Source organism: Verrucosispora sp. FIM060022, from assembly GCF_003977705.1.
Classification (GTDB): domain Bacteria; phylum Actinomycetota; class Actinomycetes; order Mycobacteriales; family Micromonosporaceae; genus Micromonospora; species Micromonospora gifhornensis.
The window spans coordinates 244,183-263,130 of the sequence record NZ_RQIV01000002.1; the positions used below are offsets into that span (position 1 = coordinate 244,183).

Genomic DNA, 18,948 nt, shown 5'->3' on the forward strand with positions numbered 1-18,948 from the left:
GCGACGGTCGGCGGGCTCAGAGCTTGTCGATGGGGGCGTGCCGCAGCACCAGCCAGAGCGTCTGGTCACCGAAGTCGATCTGCGCCCGGGCGCTCGGGCCGTGCCCTTCCACGGTGACCACCCGACCCAGGCCGTACCGCTGGTGGTTGACCCGGTCCCCGGCGACGACCTTCGGCCCCTGCGGCAGCTCGCTCGCGGTGGCCAGGCGGCTGCCGTCCACGCCGAGCTTGCGCGCCAACTGCACGGCCCGGGGCGTACCCCCGGAGAAGGTGCCGCGCCCGCCGGGCGTGCGCTCCGCGCGACCACCAACGCCGCCGCCACCGCCACCCCACGAGGTGTACGACCCCTCGGTGCGCTCCCAGCGGACCAGTTCCGGCGGCAACTCCTCGACGAACCGCGACGGCGGGTTGTAGGACGGCTGCCCCCAGGCCGACCGGGTCACCGCCCGGGAGAGGTAGAGCCGCTGCCGGGCCCGGGTGATGCCGACGTACGCCAGCCGACGCTCCTCCTCCAGCTCCCGGGTGTCGCCGAGCGACCGCAGGTGCGGGAAGACGCCGTCCTCCAGGCCGGTCAGGAAGACCACCGGGAACTCCAGGCCCTTGGCGGTGTGCAGGGTCATCAAAGTGACCACGCCCTGGTGGTCCGGGTCGTCGGTCGGCACCTGGTCGGCGTCGGCGACCAGCGCGACCTGCTCCAGGAAACCGGCCAGGGTGGCCCGCTCCCCCTCCTCACCGGTCGACTCGATCCGTTCGGTGTACTCGCGGGCGACGCTGACGAGTTCCTGGAGGTTGTCGACCCGCCCGGCGTCCTGCGGGTCGAGGCTCTCCTCCAGCTCGGTCAGGTATCCGGAGCGGGTCAGCACCGCCTCCAGCACCTCTTCCGGGGTGCCGTCGACGGTCAACTCCCGTGCGGAGTCGAGCAGCGCCACGAAGTCGGCGATGCCGTTGGCCGCCCGACTGGAGATGCCCGGCGCGTCCTTGGCCCGGCGCAGCGCGGCACCGAACGAGATCCGGTCCCGGCCGGCCAACGCCTCCACGCACGCCTCGGCACGCTCGCCGATGCCCCGGCGGGGGGTGTTGAGGATGCGGCGCAGACTCACCGTGTCGTCGTCGTTGACCACGGCGCGCAGGTAGGCAAGCGCGTCCCGGACCTCCTTGCGCTCGTAGAAGCGCACCCCGCCGACGACCTTGTACGGCAGGCCGACCCGGATGAACACCTCCTCGAAGACCCGGGACTGGGCGTTGGTGCGGTAGAAGACCGCCACGTCGCCCGGTCGGGTCTCGCCGTCGTCGACCAGCCGGTCGATCTCCCGAGCCACCCAGTCGGCCTCGGCGTGCTCGGTGTCGGCGACGTACGCGACGATCGGCTCACCCGTGCCGGCGTCGCTCCACAGCCGCTTCGGCTTGCGGGAGGTGTTGCGGTCGATCACCGCGTTCGCGGCGTTCAGGATGGTCTGGGTGGAGCGGTAGTTCTGCTCCAGCAGGATGGTGCGGGCGTCGGCGAAGTCGCGCTCGAACTCCAGGATGTTGCGGATCGTCGCGCCCCGGAAGGCGTAGATCGACTGGTCCGCGTCTCCGACCACGCACAGCTCGGCCGGTTCGAGCCCTTCGGTGCCGGAGACCAACTCCTTGATCAGAACGTACTGCGCGTGGTTGGTGTCCTGGTACTCGTCGACCAGGACGTGCCGGAACCGACGCCGGTAGGTCTCGGCGACGTGCGGATGCGACTGGAGCAGATGCACCGTCGTCATGATCAGATCGTCGAAGTCGAGGGCGTGCGCCTCGCGCAGCCGCCGCTGATAGAGCGTGTACGCCTCGGCCAACGCCCGCTCGTTGGGCCCCGAGGCGCGGGCGGCGAAGGCCTCCGGATCGACAAGCTCGTTCTTCAGGTTGGAGACCTGGGCGGCCAGCCCCCGAGCCGGGTAGCGCTTGGGATCGAGATCCAGCTCGCGGGTGACCATCTGCATCAGCCGGCGGGAGTCGTCGGCGTCGTAGATCGAGAAGGTCGACTTCAGACCGGCGTGCTCGTGCTCGGCCCGCAGAATCCGGACACAGGCCGAGTGGAAGGTGGAAACCCACATCAGCCGGGCGCGCGGCCCGACCAGTTTGGCCACCCGCTCCTTCATCTCCCCGGCGGCCTTGTTGGTGAAGGTGATCGCGATGATCTCGCCGGGATGCACGTCCCGGGCGGCGAGCAGGTAGGCGATCCGGTGGGTCAGCACCCGGGTCTTGCCCGAGCCCGCGCCGGCGACGATCAACAGCGGCGATCCCGCGTGCGTGACCGCGTCCCGTTGCGGACCGTTGAGGCCCTCCACCAGTTGCAACGGGTCGAGGTGGCCCGGCGCGGCGACCCGGCGCGGCGGCTGCTCGGGCGCGGGCGAGGACACGGGGATGTCGAAGAGAGGATGCATCGCAGAGCGAGTCTATGCCGCCGGCCCGACACCGCCCGCCTTGGCGGTGTCGCAGCGCTCCCCACGCGCCGGACCGGGCCGCTGACAGCCGCGTTCTCGCAGCGTGTGATGGTCGTTCGCTTGCGCACCGCCCGACGCGGGCGGCATACTCGACGACATGTTCGATCAGCGCTTCTACTTTTACTACGGCACCGGGAGTCCGGCTGCCGTAGGTCGCGCCTGATCAATCAGACCTACGAAAGCCCCGGGCTCACGGAGCCCGGGGCTTTTTCCGTCCCGGGATCCGGGCAGCGGGCACCAGACTCTGAGAGGTACCCGAAGATGTCAGACGTGATGGAACAGAGTGGCGTCCCGGCCGGTTCCGGCATGGCCCCCGACCGCACCGGGGCGGCCGGCACACCCGACTCGGCGAAGCCGGGTACCGGAACCACGGAGCCGATGGCCGCGGCCCGGATCGTCGAGATCCGGACCCGGATCGACGAGATCGACCGGACGCTCATCGAGTTGTGGCAGGAACGGGCCGAGCTGTCCCGCGAGGTGGGCGCGACCCGGATGGCCTCCGGCGGCACCCGGCTGGTGCTCTCCCGCGAGCAGGAGATCCTGGAGCGGTTCCGCAGCGCCCTCGGCGCCGACGGCACCCAACTCGCCCTGCTGCTGCTGCGCGCCGGCCGTGGACCGCTCTGACGGGCCGCCCCGCTGGGCAACTGCCTCGGGACACAGGAATCCGGGACGCCGGCCGCTGGTGACGGCCGACGCCCCGGATCACTGAGGAGGCACTTACCCTTACCGCCGATCCCGTACGGATGGTCGGGGCGGCGGCGTCTGTGCGGCTACTCCGTCGCGTGCACCACGTCGCGTACCTCGGCGAAGTGGCAGGCGCTCGGGTGGCCGGACTTGTCCCGAACCTCCAACAGCGGCTCCTGCTCGGCGCAGATGTCCTGAGCCTTCCAGCAGCGGGTGCGGAACCGGCAACCCGACGGCGGGTTGGCCGGCGAGGGCACGTCGCCGGTCAGCACGATCTGGTCGCGCTGCCCACGCAGCGTCGGGTCCGGCACCGGCACCGCCGACAGCAGCGCCTGGGTGTACGGATGCGTGGGCGTCTCGTAGATCTCGTCCTCGGTGCCGATCTCGACGATCTTGCCGAGGTACATCACCGCGACCCGGTCGGCGATGTGCCGGACCACCGACAGGTCGTGGGCGATGAAGATGTACGACAGACCCAGCTCGTTCTGGAGCTTCTCCAGCAGGTTGATCACCTGGGCCTGGATGGAGACGTCCAGCGCCGACACCGGCTCGTCACAGAGGATGATCTCCGGGTTGAGCGCCAGCGCCCGGGCGATGCCGATGCGCTGCCGCTGACCGCCGGAGAACTGGTGCGGGTACCGGTTGATGTGGTCGGGGTTGAGACCGACCAGCTCCAGCAGCTCCTGCACCTTGCCCCGCCGCTGACCCTTGGGCACCACGTCCGGGTGCACCTCGAACGGCTCGCCGATGATGTCGCCGACGGTCATCCGGGGGTTCAGTGAGGTGTACGGGTCCTGCATCACCAACTGGATGTTGCGCCGGCCCCGTCGCCGCTCCTCGGCACCGACCTTGGCCATGTTGCGGCCCTGCACGAACAGGTCACCGGAGGTCGGCGTCTCCAGGCCGACAAGCATCCGGGCCAGGGTCGACTTGCCGCAGCCGGACTCGCCGACGACACCGAGGGTCTCCCCTCGGCGCAGTTGCAGGTTGACGCCGTCGACGGCCCGCACCGCGCCGATCTGCTTCTTGAAGACGATCCCCTGGGTCAGCGGGAAGTGCTTCACCAGGTCGCGGGTCTCCAGCACGTAGTCACTCATCGCCCTTGACCTCCTTCCAGAAGTGGCAGGCCGACGTACGGCTCGGCGTCACCTGATACAGCGGCGGCCCCGGGTTCTGGCGGCAGACGTCCTGCGCGTACCGGCAGCGGGGGTTGAAGGCGCAGCCCGTCGGGATGTTGGTCAGCGCCGGGGGCAGGCCCTTGATGGCGCTGAGTTCCTGGCCCTTGAGGTCCAGACGCGGGATCGACTCCAACAGACCCTTGGTGTACGGGTGGGCCGGGCTGGCGTAGATGTCGTTCACGCCGGCTTCCTCGATGACCCGACCGGCGTACATGACCGAGATCCGGTCCGCCACGTCGGCGACCACACCCATGTCGTGGGTGATCAGCACCAGGGCCATGTTCCGCTCCTGCTGGAGCTCGGCCAGCAGGGCCATGATCTGGGCCTGAACGGTCACGTCCAACGCGGTGGTCGGCTCGTCGGCGATCAGCACCTCGGGGTCGAGCGCCAGCGCCATCGCGATCATCACGCGCTGCCGCATACCACCGGAGAACTGGTGCGGGTAGTCGTTCACCCGTTGCTTCGCCGCTGGGATCTTGACCAGGTCGAGCAGCTCGACGGCGCGGGCCTTGGCGTCCTGACGGGACATGCCCCGGTGCTTGCGGAACAGCTCGGCGAGCTGGAACCCGACGGTGAAGACCGGGTTCAGCGCGGAGAGCGCGTCCTGGAAGATCATCGCGATCCGGTTGGCCCGGACCCGGCGGCGCTGCGCCTCGGGCAGCTTGAGCAGGTCGACACCCCGGTAGAGGATCTCTCCACCGGTGATGAACCCGGGCGGACTGTCCAGGATGCCCATGATCGCCTGAGCGGTCACGCTCTTGCCGCAGCCCGACTCGCCGAGGATCGCCCGGGTCTCGCCGGCCCGCACGTCGAAGCTCACCCCGTTGACCGCGTGGGCGATGCCGTTACGGGTACGGAACTCCACCTGAAGGTTCTTGACCTCCAGTGGCAGCGCGTTCGGGTCCAGGCCCGGCAGCGCGTCCAACTTGACGTTCACATCAGTGCTCATGCCTCACCGGAACTTCGGGTCGAGGGCGTCACGCAGGGCGTCACCCATGAGGATGAAGGACAGCACCGTGCCGATCAGCAGGCCGCAGGGGAAGAGCAGCAGCCACGGATCCTCCAGGAAATAGACCTGGTGGACCGAGATCATGATGCCCCACGACTGGGCCGGCGGCTGGAGCCCGACACCGAGGAAGGTCAGCGTGGCCTCCGCGGCGACGAACGAGCCGAGCACGATGGTGGCGTACACCAGCATCGGGGCGATCGCGTTCGGCAGGATGTGCCGGAACATCAGCCGCGAGTTGCGGGCACCCACCGCCTTCGCCGCATGGACGTAGTCCAGATCCTTCGAGGAGATCACGCTGCCGCGGATGATCCGGGCGATGGTCGGCCAGGCCAGCAGGAACAACACCGCCGTGATGGTCCAGATGTTCTGCCGCTTGATCACGGTCAGGAACACGATCGCGCCGAGCAGGAACGGCAGCGAGAAGAAGATGTCCATCACCCGGGAGATGATCGCGTCGACCCAACCGCCGTAGTAGCCGGCGAGCAGGCCGAGCACGCCACCGACGATCACGATGGCGGAGGTCGCCATCACCGCGATCACCATCGACGGCCGCGCGCCGTAGATGGCGTGCGAGTAGTAGTCGCAACCCAGGATGTCGTACCCGAACGGGTGCTCCCAGCTCGGCGAGATCCGAGACCGGTCGGTGCTGCAGTTACGCGGGTCCTGGCTGGTCCAGAGCTTCGGGAAGGCGGCCATCGAGCCGACCGCGAGGATGTAGAGGGAGGCGATCACGAAAACCGGGTCGCGGACCAACTGCCGCCGGGCATCCGCCCACAGGCTGGCGCTGCGCTCCTTGCCGCTGCCGCCGGTCGTGGCCTCCGTCGTCGGGCCGTCACCGCCGACCGGCGCGCCGCCGACGGCCGCACCCGCACTCGTCAGGTCACTCATGTCCACACCTCGTTTCGCTCAAGCCGGAGGCGGCCGGATGCCCCGCGGTCCGCGTCGTCACCACGAATCGGTCACTCATAGCGGATCCTCGGGTCGAGCACGGCGTACAGGAGGTCGACCAGCAGGTTGGCGACCAGGACGACCAGCACGAGCATGGTCACCACACCGACCACGACTGACGATTCGCCAGTACGGGCGGAGAAGGTCACCAGTCGACCGATGCCGGGCACGTTGAAGATCGTTTCCGTGACCACCGCGCCGGCCATCGCCGCACCGATGTCGACGCCGAGGAAGGTGATCACCGGAATCAGCGAGTTGCGCAGCGTGTGCACGCCGATGACCCGCTTGTTCGTCAGACCCTTGGCCTTGGCGGTCCGGACGTAGTCGGCCCGGATGTTCTCCATGATGCTGGTCCGGGTCAGCCGAGCCGTGGTGGCCAGCGAGACCGCACCGAGGACCATGCCGGGAATGATCAAGCTGGCGAACGGATAGTCGGGCTTGAAGCCAGGGGTGAACACTCCGACGGAGATCAGGTCAGGAATCCAGTCCTGACCTCGCAGGATGTTACCGAACTTGACGCCGACGAACTCCCGCACCACCACGCCGAGCACGAAGATCGGCACCGAGATGATGAAGACCGTGCTGATCTTGACCATGTAGTCGAGGAAGCTGCCGCCGCGCAGACCGGCCAGCACACCGGCGGCGATACCCACGACCGCCTCGAAGACGATCGCGATCACCAGCAGCTTGAGGGTGAACGGGATGGCATCGGCCACCAACTCCGTCACCGGACGCTGACGCAGGTTGATGCCGAAATCGAAGTGGAAGAAGATGTTCTGGAGCCGGTCCAGGAAGAGCCCGAAACAGGGGTTGCCCTTCTGGTCGAGGCATGGGTCACCGTAGCCGAGCCGCTCGGTGATCGCCTGCAACAGCGCGGGCGGTGGGGTCCGGTCACCGAAGATCGCCCGGACCGGGTTCCCACTGAACTGGATCGCCAGCGAAGTCATGTAGTGGAGCAGGAACATGGTGCCCAGCACGGTGGGAATGAACTGGAGCAACCGTCGAATGACGTAGCGCCCCATCTCGGGGTCTCCTCTCGGCGCTGACGTGGCGGCAACGATCACCCTGGTGAGGTGACCGTTACCGCCACGTCGTATTACGGCTGGGTCAGGAGCCTGAAGCTCACTTCTACTTCAGAGAGGTCGCTGCGTAGTCCGCGTCGGAAACGGCGTTCCAGACGAACTGGTCAACGTTCTCGCTGTAGAGGGCACCAACCTTGTTGAACCACATCGGGATGACCGGCAGGTCCTCACCGACCAGGTCCTCCGCCTTCTGGTAGGACGGGATCGCGGCCTGGATCGAGTCGGCCGAGTCACCCTCCTTCATCGCGGCGTCGAACTCCGGGTTGCTGTAGGTCGAGTTGTTGCTGCCCGAGCCGGTGCCGTACAGCGGGTAGAGGAAGGTCTCCATGAACGGGTAGTCCGGGCCCCAGCCGAGCCGGAATCCACCGGTGAACTTCTTCTGGTCGGCAGTCTCGAGGTACTCGGCGAACTGCAGGTTGACCTTCAGCTCGTAGTCGATACCCAGGGCTTCCTTGATCTGGTCACCGACGGCCTGCAGCCACTGGTCGTGACCGGCACCGGCGTTGGCCCACAGGATCAGCTTCTCACCGGCCGGCCAGCCGCCAGCCTCGGCGAGCAGCTGCTTGGCCTTCTCGACGTCCTTCTTGCAGTACTTGCAGACGTCGGCGCGGGCACCCTCGAAGGTCGGGGCGACGAAGCCGGTGGCCGGGGTGAACCGGCCGTCGAAGACGGCGTCGATGATCGACTGGCGGTCGATCGACAGCGAGAGCGCCTGACGGATCCGCTTGTCCTTGAAGTTGTCCTGGTACAGCGGCATGCCGACGTAGGTGAAGCTGTCACCCGGCTGCTCGTACATGCGGTCGCCGTAGGTGGCCTTGGCCTCCTTGTAGCGGGCCGGCGGCACGGTGTACATCACGTCCAGCTCGCCGGCCTGGAAGGCGGCGTAACCGGCGTCGACGTCGGCGAAGATGCGGTACTCGATACGGTCCGGCTTGCCGGGCTCACCCTTCCAGGTGTCGCTGCGAACCACGTTGATCGCAACGTTGTGCTGCCAGCTGCCGTCGATCTTGTACGGGCCGTTACCGATCGGCTTCTCGTTGCAGGCCGCGATGTCGGCGACGCACGCCTCGGCCATCGGGAAGAAGCCCGGGTAGCCGATCGTGGTCGGGAAGCCGGAGAACGGAGCCTCCAGCTCGACGGTGAAGGTCAGGTCGTCGACCTTCTTGAGGCCGGAGAGCTCCTTGGCCTTCGGCTCCGGGGCCTTCTGCGGGCCGTCGCCGTCCGGGTCGGTGGACTGGACGTCCTTGATGCCGGCGATCCGCTTCATGAAGTAACCGTTGTTCTGGGCGTTCGGGCTGTAGGCCGCGAAGTTCCAGGAACGGATGAAGGCGTCAGCGTTGACGGCCTCGCCGTTGTCGAAGGTGTAGCCGCTCTTGATCTTGATGGTCCAGAGCTTCTGGTCGTCCGACTCGACCGACTCGGCCAGGTCCATCTCGACAGCAGAGGTCTGGGCGTTGTACTTCACCAGGCCACGGAAGAGCGAACGGATCACGTACAGCGACGGCTCGTCGTCACCACCGGAGGGCGTCAGGAACGCCGGCTCCGCGTTGTAGACGCGCAACGTGCCACCGGTCGAGGCAGCGTCGTCGTTGTCGTTGTCGCTACCGCCGCCGCAGGCGGTGGCCAACATGGCGGTGGCGGTCGCCGCGACCGCCACCTTCAGGAATTTCCCGCGCATGGGAGTGCCTCCTCAGGGCGCTCGGCTCACGAGGGGGTTGTGAGGTGCCTGCCACTGTGACACCAAATGCGCCCAAGCCGGAAGGCGTGTTATCAAGCCGATACCCGCCCGGGACGATGCCGACATCCGCCTGGAGGCGAATTCGTTTCACCCCAGATGCATGGTATGACCTGCCCGTCAACAGCTTTTCGCGCCCGAATGGGGGATTGGCAGGGGGGCGTTATTGATCTCTGTGACGGTGGGAGATCAGAACGTGAGTCCGGCCACTTGTAGCGGGAGGCTACCCGAAAGTAGGAGGCGGCAACCAGACGTCACGGCACGCAGACGGACCGGGTGATCGGCCCGCCGACCCCGCCGATCGGTCAGACAAGTCGCCGGTCCGCGGCCCACCGGGACAGCTCGTACCGGTTGGACATCTGGAGCTTGCGCAACACGTTCGAGACGTGCGTCTCCACCGTCTTGATCGAGATGTACAGCTCCCGGGCGATCTCCTTGTACGCGTACCCACGGGCCAGCAGCCGCAGCACCTCGCGTTCCCGGTTGGTCAGCTGGTCCAGCTCGGGGTCCGCGACCGGGGCGTCCGGGCGGGCGGCGAAGGCGTCCAGCACGAAGCCGGCCAGCCGTGGGCTGAACACCGCGTCTCCGTCGGCCACCCGGCGGATCGCCGCGGCCAGCTCGTCCGGGGAGATGGTCTTGGTCACGTAGCCGCGGGCACCGGCTCGGATCAGCCCGATCACGTCCTCCGCGGCGTCGGAGACGCTGAGCGCCAGGAAACGCACCTGCGGGTGGCTACGCCGCATCGCCTCCAGCACCGCCCGACCGCCGCCGTCCGGCATGTGTACGTCGAGCAGGACAACGTCGGGTTCGGTGGCGGCGATCCGGCTGACCGCCTCGGCCACCGTGCTCGCCTCGCCGACCACCTCGACGTGTGTCCCCAGCTCAGCGCGGACGCCGGCCCGGAACATGGCGTGGTCGTCGACCAAAAACACCCGCAACCGCTGCGCTCCGGCGTCGTTCGGCTCCACCGGTGGCGTCGACTGCTCAGCCATCATCTGTCCCTCTCCGCAGTGGCCGAGTCCCTGGCGATCGGCAAGATCAGCCGGACCTCGGTCCCCTCCCCCGGCCGGGAGCGGATCTCCGCCCGGCCGCCGTGCCGCTTCATCCGTCCGATGATCGAGCCTCGGACCCCGTGCCGGTGATCCTCCACGGTATCCGGGTCGAACCCGGCACCCCGGTCCCGTACGAAGACACTGACCTGGTCGGGTTCGACCTCGGCGTACAGCGAGACGGTCTGCACCCCGGCGTGCCGGGCGGCGTTCACCAGCGCCTCGCGGGCGGCGGCGACCAACGCGCCCACCCGCTCGTCGGTCTCCCGGTCGCCGACCACCACCGCCTCGACCGTGATGGCGAAGGTGTCCTCGACCTCGGCCGCTGCCTGCTCCAGTGCGGCCGCGAAGCGTTCCGTCGGCGACGCGGTGGGCTTGTAGAGCCAGTTGCGCAACGAGCGCTCCTGGCCCCGGGCGAGCCGCTGCACCATCTTGACGTCACTGGCGTTGCGCTGGATCAACGCCAGGGTGTGCAGCACCTGGTCGTGCACCATGGCCGCCAGCTCGGCCCGCTCCTGCTCGCGGATGCGGCCCTCCCGCTCCGACCGGAGCTGGTTCCAGGTCCGCCAGAGCACCGGCGCGGCCACCACTCCCACCCCGGCCAACCCGACCAGGGCGAAGATGACCCCGTTGACCACGGCATCGAGGTTCTGGGCCGGGGAGTACACGGCGGCGACCCCGATGATGCCGACCGCGACCAGCACCCCACCACCGACGAAGCGGAGCACGAAGGCCCGCCGGTCGCTCTCCTCCACCACCGCGCTGAGCCACGGCACCGGCATCGACTCGTTCCACTGACGCCGCCGCTCCGGCCCGGACTGGTGCCATATCACTCCGGCGCCGACCGCGATGATCGCGACCAGCCAGCCGGCCGTGCCGGCCACCCCGACCGAGTCGAAGACCAAGACCTGGATCAGCAGTACGCCCAGCCCGATCGCCACGAACGGCAGCAACTGGGTGACGTCCCGACGCGGTGGCGCCGCGGTGTCACCGGGACGCAGCGGAACGACGGCCCAGAAGGCGGCGTACAGCAGCAGACCGAGGCCGCTCAGGCCGAGCAGCACCATGAAGGCGACCCGGACCCGGACCACCGGGACACCGAGGTGCTCGGCGATGCCGGCGGCCACCCCGGCGGCCATGCGGTCCTTCGGGTCTCGGTAGAGACGGGGTGGCTGACTCACGGTACTGATCACGGACTCCCTGGGCAGGACCTGCGCCGGATGCGGTGGGGTTCCGGCCCAGGTTGATCGTCACATGCAGGGGGACGGCCGACCACGGGGACGCCCCGGAGATTGCGGGGCGCAGGATCTCAGGGTGGGGTCAGGGTCGTATCCGGAGGTTGTTCGGGCATCGAGCCGCGCAGGATCGAAGACATGACCGACGATGCTGCGCAGCCGAACCGACCGGAGCCGACGGACGCGGGCACGACACCGCCGACCGCGTCTCCCGGCCCGGCCGCCGCATCGGCGGGCGCGACCGGGGACCACACGGCAGCACCGGGCAGCCCACCGATGCCCACCGCGCAGACCCCCTCAAGCGCCCCCACAGCGCCCGCCGGCCCCGGCCCGGCAAGCCCTCCTGGGTACGACCAGACCGCCCCACCGCCTCCCGGTGGCGGCTCGCCCGGCGCCCCACCGCCTCCCGGCGGTGCCGGGGGACCCTACGGAGGTGCTGGGGGACCCTACGGAGGTGCCGGCGGACCGTACGGAGGTGCCGGGTTCACCTCGCGGTACGGGCTCGTCCGCCCTCGCGACGGCCGCTACCTGGCCGGTGTCTGCGCCGCCATCGGTCGAGCCACCAACACCGATCCGGTGCTCTGGCGGGTGCTGCTCGCGGTGCTCGGCTTCTTCGGTGGCGTCGGCATCCTGATCTACGTCATCGGCTGGTTGATCATCCCGGGCGAGGGCGACACGGCCTCGCCGGTCGAGTCGATGCTGGGCCGGGGCAGATCCAGCATGTCCCCGGTCACCGTGATCGTGCTCAGCATCCTGGTCGCGGTGGCCTTCGGCTACATCGTCACCGACGCGTTCCGCGCGGTGCTGCTCGGCGCGGCCATCCTGGTCGGCGGGGCGTTGCTGCTCAACCGGCAGCAACACCAGACGCAGCCCGAGCCGGCCCCGATGACCACACCGCCGAGCGCACCGGTGCCGCCGGTCAGCTATCCCGCCCCCAGCGTGTACTCACCGGCGTACGCCGCCAGCACCCAGACCAGGACCCACGTCCCGCCGTACGTCCCGCCGTACGGCCCGGTCCCCCCGCCCGGTACGCCCTCCACCGCAGCACCGAGAGAACCGAACATGCCTCCCTCCCCCACGCCGCCCTGGCCGACGACGAGCACGCAGAGCGCACCGCTGGGCCCGCCACCCCCCGCGCCGCTACCGCCGACGTACCGTCCCCCGTTCGCCCCGCACGGCCCGTACGCCAGCCGGACCATGCCACCGCCACCGCCGCAGGCGCCGCCCAAACCGCCGAAGAAGCCCCGCGAGCGGTCCGCCCTGGGCGCGGTGACGTTCTCGCTGATCTTCGTCGCGCTGGGTCTGGTGGTCGTGCTCGACATGCTGAACGTCTTCGGGATCGGTGCCTCGGCCTACTTCGCGGCGGCGCTCGCCGTGATCGGTCTCGGCCTGCTGGTGGGTACCTGGTTCGGTCGGGCTCGCTGGCTGATCGCGCTCGGCCTGGTCACCGCCGCCGCGCTCGCGGTGGCGACCGTCGCCGAGTCGTACAACCGGCTCGGCGGCATCGACGGCGCGGTCGTCTGGGCCCCGACCAACCAGCGCGAACTGGCGCTGCGGTACGAGCAGAGCTTCGACGACGCGGTGCTCGACCTGCGCGCGATCGACTTCAGCCAACTGGACACCGAGGTCACCGTCGTCATCAACTTCGGTGAAGCCACCGTGCTGGTGCCACCGAACGTGGACGTGACGACAGTTACCCAGGTCACCGCCGGCGACGCGGACATCTTCGGCGAGCAGCGCGGCTGGGGTCGGGACAACCACCGCAGGGAGATCGTCGATCTCGGTCCGGACGGGCCGGGCGGCGGGAAGCTACGCCTGAACCTGCACGTCAACGCCGGAAAGATGGAGGTGACCCGATGAGGGCACACCGCACCGACCTGGTGTCGTTCGCCTTCGGGCTGCTCTTCCTCGCGCTCGCCGCCTGGTGGCTGCTCGCCCAGGTGGTCGGCCTCGTCCTGCCACCGGTGGGCTGGTTCCTCGCCGGCGGGCTGATCCTGATCGGTCTCCTCGGTCTCGTCGGCGCGCTGCGTTCCAGCAAACAGGCCAACCAACCGGAGCAGCCCGGTCCGGGCCCCGCAGGCTCGGACACGGCCGGTACCGGCGGGCACGAGGCGACCGAGTCGCCGGACGCCCGGTGGGACGAGGCCGCGGGTACGGGCACCGATGCGGACCGGAGCACCGACGACGACCGTACGCTCGATCTGGCCGACGACGCAGACCTGCCGCGACGGCGAGGCCCGGCTGCCTGACCATGCGACAGCAGCGGTGGGCCGCCTATGCTGGCCGGTGTGCTCCCGCCATCGCCGGCCGGCCCACGCGCGGGCATCCCGCGCGGGTCAGCCGGTTCGCGCGGGCCGCTCGCGGCCGGGCCGACCTCGCCGCCGGGCGGTGATCTCGCGTCAGTCGCCTCTATCCCGTCAGGAGCCCGTTCGAGATGACCCAGTTCCCCGGCGTGCGTGCCGCCGGCCGGTCCGGCCCGGTCCGCCTCGGCGAGCGTGCCGCCCGCACCCTCGTCGCCGAGCTCGCCCGGATCAACGACCCCAAGGCCGCTCTGCTGGTCGGCGCGGCACCGGAGTCCGCGGTGCTGGCCGCGGCCATCGAAGCGCTGCTGCCCGGCGACACCCTCACCGTGGTGCCGGCCGAGTCGGTCAGCCCCACGGCCCTGCGTGAACACGTCAGCGCCCAGGGACGCTGGGTCGCCGATCGGGTCCGCGTGGTGGACAGCCTCGCCGAAGCCGAGCCGGCCGCGGTGGTCGTGGCCGGTGAGGCGCTGGCCGGTACCGCCGAGGAGGCGCGCGCGACCGTCGAGACGCTTACCAAGTACCTGGCCGACGGCGCGCTGTTGAGTGTGGCCACCGCCGTCGGCCGGACCGCCGGTGCCGCCGCCGAGTTGGAGCGCCAGGGCGCGCTGCACGGTGTCGGTGTCGACCTGGTGCTGCGAAACCCGGAGCCGGTACGCGTGTTCCGGCTCCGTTTCACCCCGACGGACGCGGCGGCGGCGGAGCGCCTCGCCCCCGCCTACCGTCCGTCGAGCGTGCCGGTGACCCGCGACATGCACATCGACTCCAACGGTGTGGCCGCCGCCGGCATCGCCCTCGGGTTGGCCGCGCTGACCCGGCTGGCCCGGCCGAAGTCCAAGCTGTGGCTGGTGCCCGCGCTGGCCGCCGCACCGGTGGCCGCCTTCTTCCGGGATCCCGAACGGGATGTGCCGGAGGACCCGTCGGCGGTGGTTGCCGCTGCCGACGGCAAGGTCCTGTCGGTCCAGCGACTGCACGACGAACGCTTCGGCGACGGCGAGTTCCTGCGGATCGCGGTCTTCCTGTCGGTGCTCGACGTGCACGTCAACCGTTCCCCGGTGGCCGGCAAGGTGGTCGACTACTTCGTCGCCGACGGCGGCTTCGTCAACGCGATGAAGCCGGACGCCGAGCACAACGTGGCCGCGTACACGGTGCTGGACACCACGCACGGCACGGTGGTGGTGGCGCAGCGGACCGGCCTGATCGCCCGGCGGATCGTGCAGCGGGCGCCGATCGGCACCCTGCTGGCGCGCGGCGAGCGGTTCGGGCTGATCCGGTTCGGCTCGCGTACCGACGTCTACCTGCCCGTCGAGGCCGCGGACCCGCTGGTCGGGCCGGGCGACAAGGTGGTCGGCGGGTCGACCGTCATCGCCCGCTGGCGCTGATCGGAACCGAACGACAAAGGGCGCCGCGGTCGACCGCGGCGCCCTTTCGTCGGTACGGGGATCAGATGGTGCGGCGCTGGTGCAGCCAGAGCAGCGGCCCGCTGATCAGGTAGCCCACCACGATCAGGCCGAAGGTGAGCCGCACGTCGATCAGCGCGCCGATCACCGGAGCGAGCCAGAGCCACGGCGGCAGCTTGACCAGCCGGGCGAGCTTGGCGTACGGGAAGCTGCTGACCATGGTGAAGGCGAGCAGCGCCACCCCGGCGATCTGCACCGCGCCCGGCACCGGCAGACCGATCACCACCATCAGGGCGAGCACCGCCGCCGCCATCGTGGTCGGTACGCCGCTGAAGAAGCGGCCGTCCTGGGGCGAGACGTTGAACCGGGCGAGCCGGATCGCGGCACAGGCGGCGACGAGCGCGGCGGCCACTCCGGCGGCAGCCGTCGGCACCTCACCGGCGAGCGAGGCGTAGACCACCACGGGCGCGGCGAGGCCGAAGGAGCACATGTCGGCCAGCGAGTCCATCTGGGCGCCGAACGGGCTGGAGACGCCGAGCTTGCGGGCCAGCGCGCCGTCGAGTCCGTCGAAGGCGACACAGGCGATGAGGAGCAGAGCGGCGACCCGTACGTCGCCGTTCATGGCGATGAAGATCGCGTTGATGCCGAGCACCAGGCTGGCCAGGGTGCAGGCGTTGACCAGGGCGAACTTCACCCGACGCGCCATTGTCCGCGCACCGGGCAACAGCGGTACGGCGCTGACCGTGGCGACGTCCGGCGCCGGGGATTCGACCTGGGGAGCCGGGCCGATCGCCGCAGGGGCGATCGTCTCGATCCGGGTCCGGTGGAACCGCTGCAAGCCGTAGCGACGGCGGGGACGATCCGAATACCGGGGCTCGGGCAGGGCATCGGTCGCGCTGTGCAGCTCGCCATCGCGGCGGCCGACGCGGACCAGCAGGACCTGACGGGCCAGGCTGCCACTGCGGCGCAGCGGGCCCGTCCAGCTTCGCCCTGCGGGACGCGGGCTGTCAGTCGTACGACGCCGGCGCCAGGGGGCTCTCGGCACGCTTCCTCCATCACCGGATCAGCTGGCCGCCCGTGCGGGGCGGGTGTCCGGCTGTCTCGTTGCCGGACCGTTCGGGCCCGGCAGCCCATTTTGCGGAGTACACCATCGCATAGGCGAGTGGGGATTGGCGATAGCTGCCGGCGGTACTTATATCTCCCCTAACCACGCGAACCGCACGGTTGTTTCCATCTGGGGCATCATCGCCCGTTTTCCTCCCTCGACCCTTCTCCCGACTGTACCGGAGATCGCCTTCCCGGGCCGCCGGGCGACCGGCGGGATCCGGTCGCCCGTCCGGCTCACCCGCCGGTCGCCACAGCCTCGGCGGCGATCTCCGTCAACGGAAGTTCGCGCAGCTCGGCCGGGGTGAACCAGGCGGCACGGGCGGTGGAGCCGCCGGCCAGCTCAGTGACCGCCGGCTCAGTCGGGCGGTCGACCAGCACCCGGTAGACGACGCGGATGCCATGCCAGTCGATGGGATAGCCCTCCGGCCCGAGCGCGGCCGGGTTGTGCAGGTTGTCCACTCCAATGAGTTCGGTCACCCGACCCAATTGGCCGGATTCTTCGATCAGTTCGCGTAGCAGCGCGGTGACCGGCTGCTCACCATGGTCCGTACCGCCACCGGGCAGATGCCACTGACCGGCACCCGGATAACCGTCCGCGATCAACGCCAGCAACACCCGTCCGGCCGGATCGGAAACCAACCCGTACGCTCCGAAACGCTGCCGCCGAGCGGCGTCCGGCGCGGCGAACGGCTCCCGCCGACGCAGCGCCCCGGAGGGCAGCGGCACGACCGGCAGGCCCAGCGCCTCGGCGGTGAACGGCAGCAGCGGCAACCCGGCCGCCTCGTCCGGCGACAACCAGCGCACCAGATCGGTGGTGCCGTCCGGCTCGCCGCGCAACGTGCCGCCCACGGCCGTCACGTCGAACAGCACCCGATCCGTGTGCAGGGCGACCCCCAGGTCGGGGTAGGGCGTCACGTCGGCGACCACCGCGCGCAGCCCGGTCACCTCGACGGCGAGCCCGGTCTCCTCGGCGACCTCACGGAGCACCGCCCGCGCCGGATGCTCGGCGTGCTCCAGGCCGCCGCCCGGCAGCGACCAGACGCCGGGAAAGTCGGCCCGAGCGGACCCCCGCACGAGCAGCACCCGCCCGTCGGGGTCCCGCAGCACGCCGTACGCCCCCACCCGCCGTACCTGCTCCACACCGACCCCCGCCCGCACGACCGTCTCCGGCCGCCCGGCCGCTGTCGATCACGAAGTTGTCGCCACCTGTCGGGGGCGTGCCCCGACAATAACTTCATGATCGCGCGGCCGGGCGCGGAGTGTGCGGTGGTCAGGTGAGGCGGGCGGCCTGGACGGCCTCGGCGGTCACCTCGGTGAGGCGGTCGGTCGGCAGGGCACCGAGTTCCTCGCGGGCGAACCAGCGGGCCTCACAGGTGGAGCCGCCGACGTCGGCGACCGTGGGCGGGGCCGGCTTGTCGACCACCACCCGGTAGAAGGCGCGTACGCCGTGCCAGTCGATCGGGTAACCCTCCGGGCCGAGGGAGGCTGCGTCCCGGTGGCTGGCGACACCGAGCAGCCCGATCAGGCGCCCGGTCTGCCCGGTCTCCTCGACCAGTTCCCGGATCAGCGCGGCACCCGGCTGCTCGCCGTAGTCGGTGCCGCCGCCCGGCAGATGCCAGCAGCCGGCACCCGGGTAACCGTCCGAGACCCGGGTCAGCAGCACCCGGCCGTCCGGATCGGTGACCACCGCGTACGCGGCGAAACGCTGCGCCCGGTGCAGGCCGTCCGGACCGGGTACCGCGTAGAAGGAGGGGAACTCCGGCGGCTCGTCGGGCACGATGTCGGCCGAGGAGGTGGGCAGCCCGAGGGCGCGCGCGGTGAACGAACGCAGGGGCAGTTGCCGGGCCTCCTCGCGGGTGAACCAGCGGGCCAGGTCGGTCGGCCGGTCGACCCGGTCGGTAAGCGAACCACCCCGGACCGAGACCTGGTAGACCAGCCGGTCGGTGTGGATGGTGATGCCGCGCTCGGGCAGCGCCCGCATGTCGGCCAGGACGTCCTGAAGGCTCGCGACGGAGACCGACAGCCCGGTCTCGGCGGCGGTCTCCCGGACGACGGTGTGCTGAGGGTCCTCACCGTGGTCGACCGCCCCACCGGGCAGAGACCACGTACCGGGGGTGCCGGAGCGCTCCGATGCGCGAACCAGCAACACTCGGTCTACCGAATCAGTACAGACTGCGTATGCCGCGATCCTGCGGAGCGGCTCCAGCATGGTGGTCACGGAGCCAAATTCTCCCCGTGACCCGTTAACGGCGCGGAAAAGAGTCGGATTCCTGACTTCTTACTTACCCCTGAGGCACAAGTCAGGGTATCGATCCGGGCGGTCACCGAGGTCGATGCGCCCCGAGACGCGGACCGTGGAGGCATGACTTCCACACCTCACGCCCCGTACAAGCAACTGCGCCGCCCGACCACCGACCGGATGGTCGCCGGAGTGGCCAGCGGCGTCGGCCGCTACCTCGGCGTCGACCCGACCCTGGTCCGGGTCGTCTTCGCGGTCGGCACCGTGCTCACCGGCGGGATCGCCGCACTGGCGTACCCGATCATGTGGTTCCTGATGCCCGCGGAACCGGCAAGCGCGCCGGCCTGGCCGCACCCGACGGGCGTCCCGCCGCAGGGCCCGGCAGGCGGTCCACCGCCCGCCGGACCGGCAGGCCCCGCCCCGCATCCGGCATGGCCCTACCCAGCGCCCGGCGCACCGACCCCTCACCACAGCCCGGTCCCGCCCGCCATGCAGTACGGCCCGGTCCCGCC

Annotated in this window: 14 protein-coding genes and 2 pseudogenes; 5 read left to right on the forward strand and 11 right to left on the reverse strand. The window is 70.1% G+C overall.

Annotation, left to right across the window (positions count from 1 at the left end; translation table 11 throughout):
* Positions 1 to 16: 16 nt before the first annotated feature.
* The gene (gene pcrA, locus EG812_RS07640) at positions 17 to 2,410 is read right to left on the reverse strand and encodes a DNA helicase PcrA (protein WP_126711208.1); all 2,394 of its coding nucleotides are present in this window, start codon (positions 2,408 to 2,410) and stop codon (positions 17 to 19) included.
* 366 nt (positions 2,411 to 2,776) lie between these two features.
* Here pcrA and EG812_RS07645 point away from each other — a divergent pair, with 366 nt between their 5' ends.
* Positions 2,777 to 3,094, forward strand: a complete 318-nt coding sequence (locus EG812_RS07645) for a chorismate mutase (RefSeq protein WP_043725772.1) — start codon at positions 2,777 to 2,779, stop codon at positions 3,092 to 3,094.
* A gap of 146 nt (positions 3,095 to 3,240) precedes the next feature.
* On the opposite strand, the gene EG812_RS07650 is transcribed toward EG812_RS07645, so the two are convergent.
* The 7 genes from EG812_RS07650 to EG812_RS07680 form a co-directional block, all read right to left on the reverse strand.
* Entirely contained in the window at positions 3,241 to 4,251 is a 1,011-nt protein-coding gene (locus EG812_RS07650; RefSeq protein ID WP_013735849.1) for an ABC transporter ATP-binding protein, read from the reverse strand.
* Positions 4,244 to 5,281 carry an ABC transporter ATP-binding protein gene (locus EG812_RS07655; protein ID WP_043721905.1) on the reverse strand — a complete coding sequence of 346 codons (1,038 nt, stop codon included), beginning with the start codon at positions 5,279 to 5,281 and terminating at the stop codon, positions 4,244 to 4,246. Before EG812_RS07655 ends, EG812_RS07650 begins: the two co-directional genes overlap by 8 nt.
* Before the next feature lie 3 nt (positions 5,282 to 5,284).
* A complete protein-coding gene (locus tag EG812_RS07660; RefSeq protein WP_013735851.1) occupies positions 5,285 to 6,229 on the reverse strand; it encodes an ABC transporter permease in 945 nt (314 codons plus the stop codon).
* 71 nt (positions 6,230 to 6,300) lie between these two features.
* Complete coding sequence (locus EG812_RS07665; RefSeq protein WP_013735852.1) at positions 6,301 to 7,311, reverse strand: ABC transporter permease; 1,011 nt, start codon at positions 7,309 to 7,311, stop codon at positions 6,301 to 6,303.
* Between the two features lie 106 nt (positions 7,312 to 7,417).
* Complete coding sequence (locus tag EG812_RS07670) at positions 7,418 to 9,049, reverse strand: peptide ABC transporter substrate-binding protein (protein WP_013735853.1); 1,632 nt, start codon at positions 9,047 to 9,049, stop codon at positions 7,418 to 7,420.
* Positions 9,050 to 9,411: 362 nt separating this feature from the next.
* Positions 9,412 to 10,098 (reverse strand): response regulator, encoded by a 687-nt coding sequence (locus EG812_RS07675; RefSeq protein WP_013735854.1) that lies wholly within the window; start codon positions 10,096 to 10,098, stop codon positions 9,412 to 9,414.
* The gene (locus EG812_RS07680; RefSeq protein WP_415878021.1) at positions 10,098 to 11,336 is read right to left on the reverse strand and encodes a PspC domain-containing protein; all 1,239 of its coding nucleotides are present in this window, start codon (positions 11,334 to 11,336) and stop codon (positions 10,098 to 10,100) included. Before EG812_RS07680 ends, EG812_RS07675 begins: the two co-directional genes overlap by 1 nt.
* Before the next feature lie 330 nt (positions 11,337 to 11,666).
* Here EG812_RS07680 and EG812_RS07685 point away from each other — a divergent pair, with 330 nt between their 5' ends.
* From EG812_RS07685 to EG812_RS07695, 3 genes and pseudogenes are all read left to right on the forward strand, one after another.
* Positions 11,667 to 13,250, forward strand: coding sequence for a PspC domain-containing protein (locus EG812_RS07685; protein ID WP_502697181.1), 1,584 nt, complete (start codon positions 11,667 to 11,669; stop codon positions 13,248 to 13,250).
* A pseudogene (locus EG812_RS29545) lies at positions 13,247 to 13,483 on the forward strand (hypothetical protein); the annotation flags it as partial. The gene EG812_RS07685 and the pseudogene EG812_RS29545, both read left to right, overlap by 4 nt.
* Positions 13,484 to 13,824: 341 nt before the next feature.
* Positions 13,825 to 15,072, forward strand: a complete 1,248-nt coding sequence (locus EG812_RS07695) for a phosphatidylserine decarboxylase (RefSeq protein ID WP_013735858.1) — start codon at positions 13,825 to 13,827, stop codon at positions 15,070 to 15,072.
* A 61-nt stretch (positions 15,073 to 15,133) separates the two neighbouring features.
* On the opposite strand, the gene EG812_RS07700 is transcribed toward EG812_RS07695, so the two are convergent.
* The 3 genes from EG812_RS07700 to EG812_RS07710 all read right to left on the reverse strand — a co-directional run bounded on the left by EG812_RS07700 (position 15,134) and on the right by EG812_RS07710 (position 18,415).
* On the reverse strand, positions 15,134 to 16,060 hold the full coding sequence (locus tag EG812_RS07700) for a CDP-alcohol phosphatidyltransferase family protein (RefSeq protein WP_126711451.1): 927 nt from the start codon (positions 16,058 to 16,060) through the stop codon (positions 15,134 to 15,136).
* 371 nt (positions 16,061 to 16,431) lie between these two features.
* Complete coding sequence (locus tag EG812_RS07705) at positions 16,432 to 17,337, reverse strand: NUDIX hydrolase (RefSeq protein WP_126711452.1); 906 nt, start codon at positions 17,335 to 17,337, stop codon at positions 16,432 to 16,434.
* Between the two features lie 130 nt (positions 17,338 to 17,467).
* Positions 17,468 to 18,415, reverse strand: coding sequence for an NUDIX hydrolase (locus EG812_RS07710; RefSeq protein WP_043721911.1), 948 nt, complete (start codon positions 18,413 to 18,415; stop codon positions 17,468 to 17,470).
* Positions 18,416 to 18,559: 144 nt separating this feature from the next.
* Here EG812_RS07710 and EG812_RS07715 point away from each other — a divergent pair.
* Positions 18,560 to 18,841: pseudogene (locus tag EG812_RS07715) on the forward strand (PspC domain-containing protein); the annotation flags it as partial.
* Positions 18,842 to 18,948: the final 107 nt, after the last annotated feature.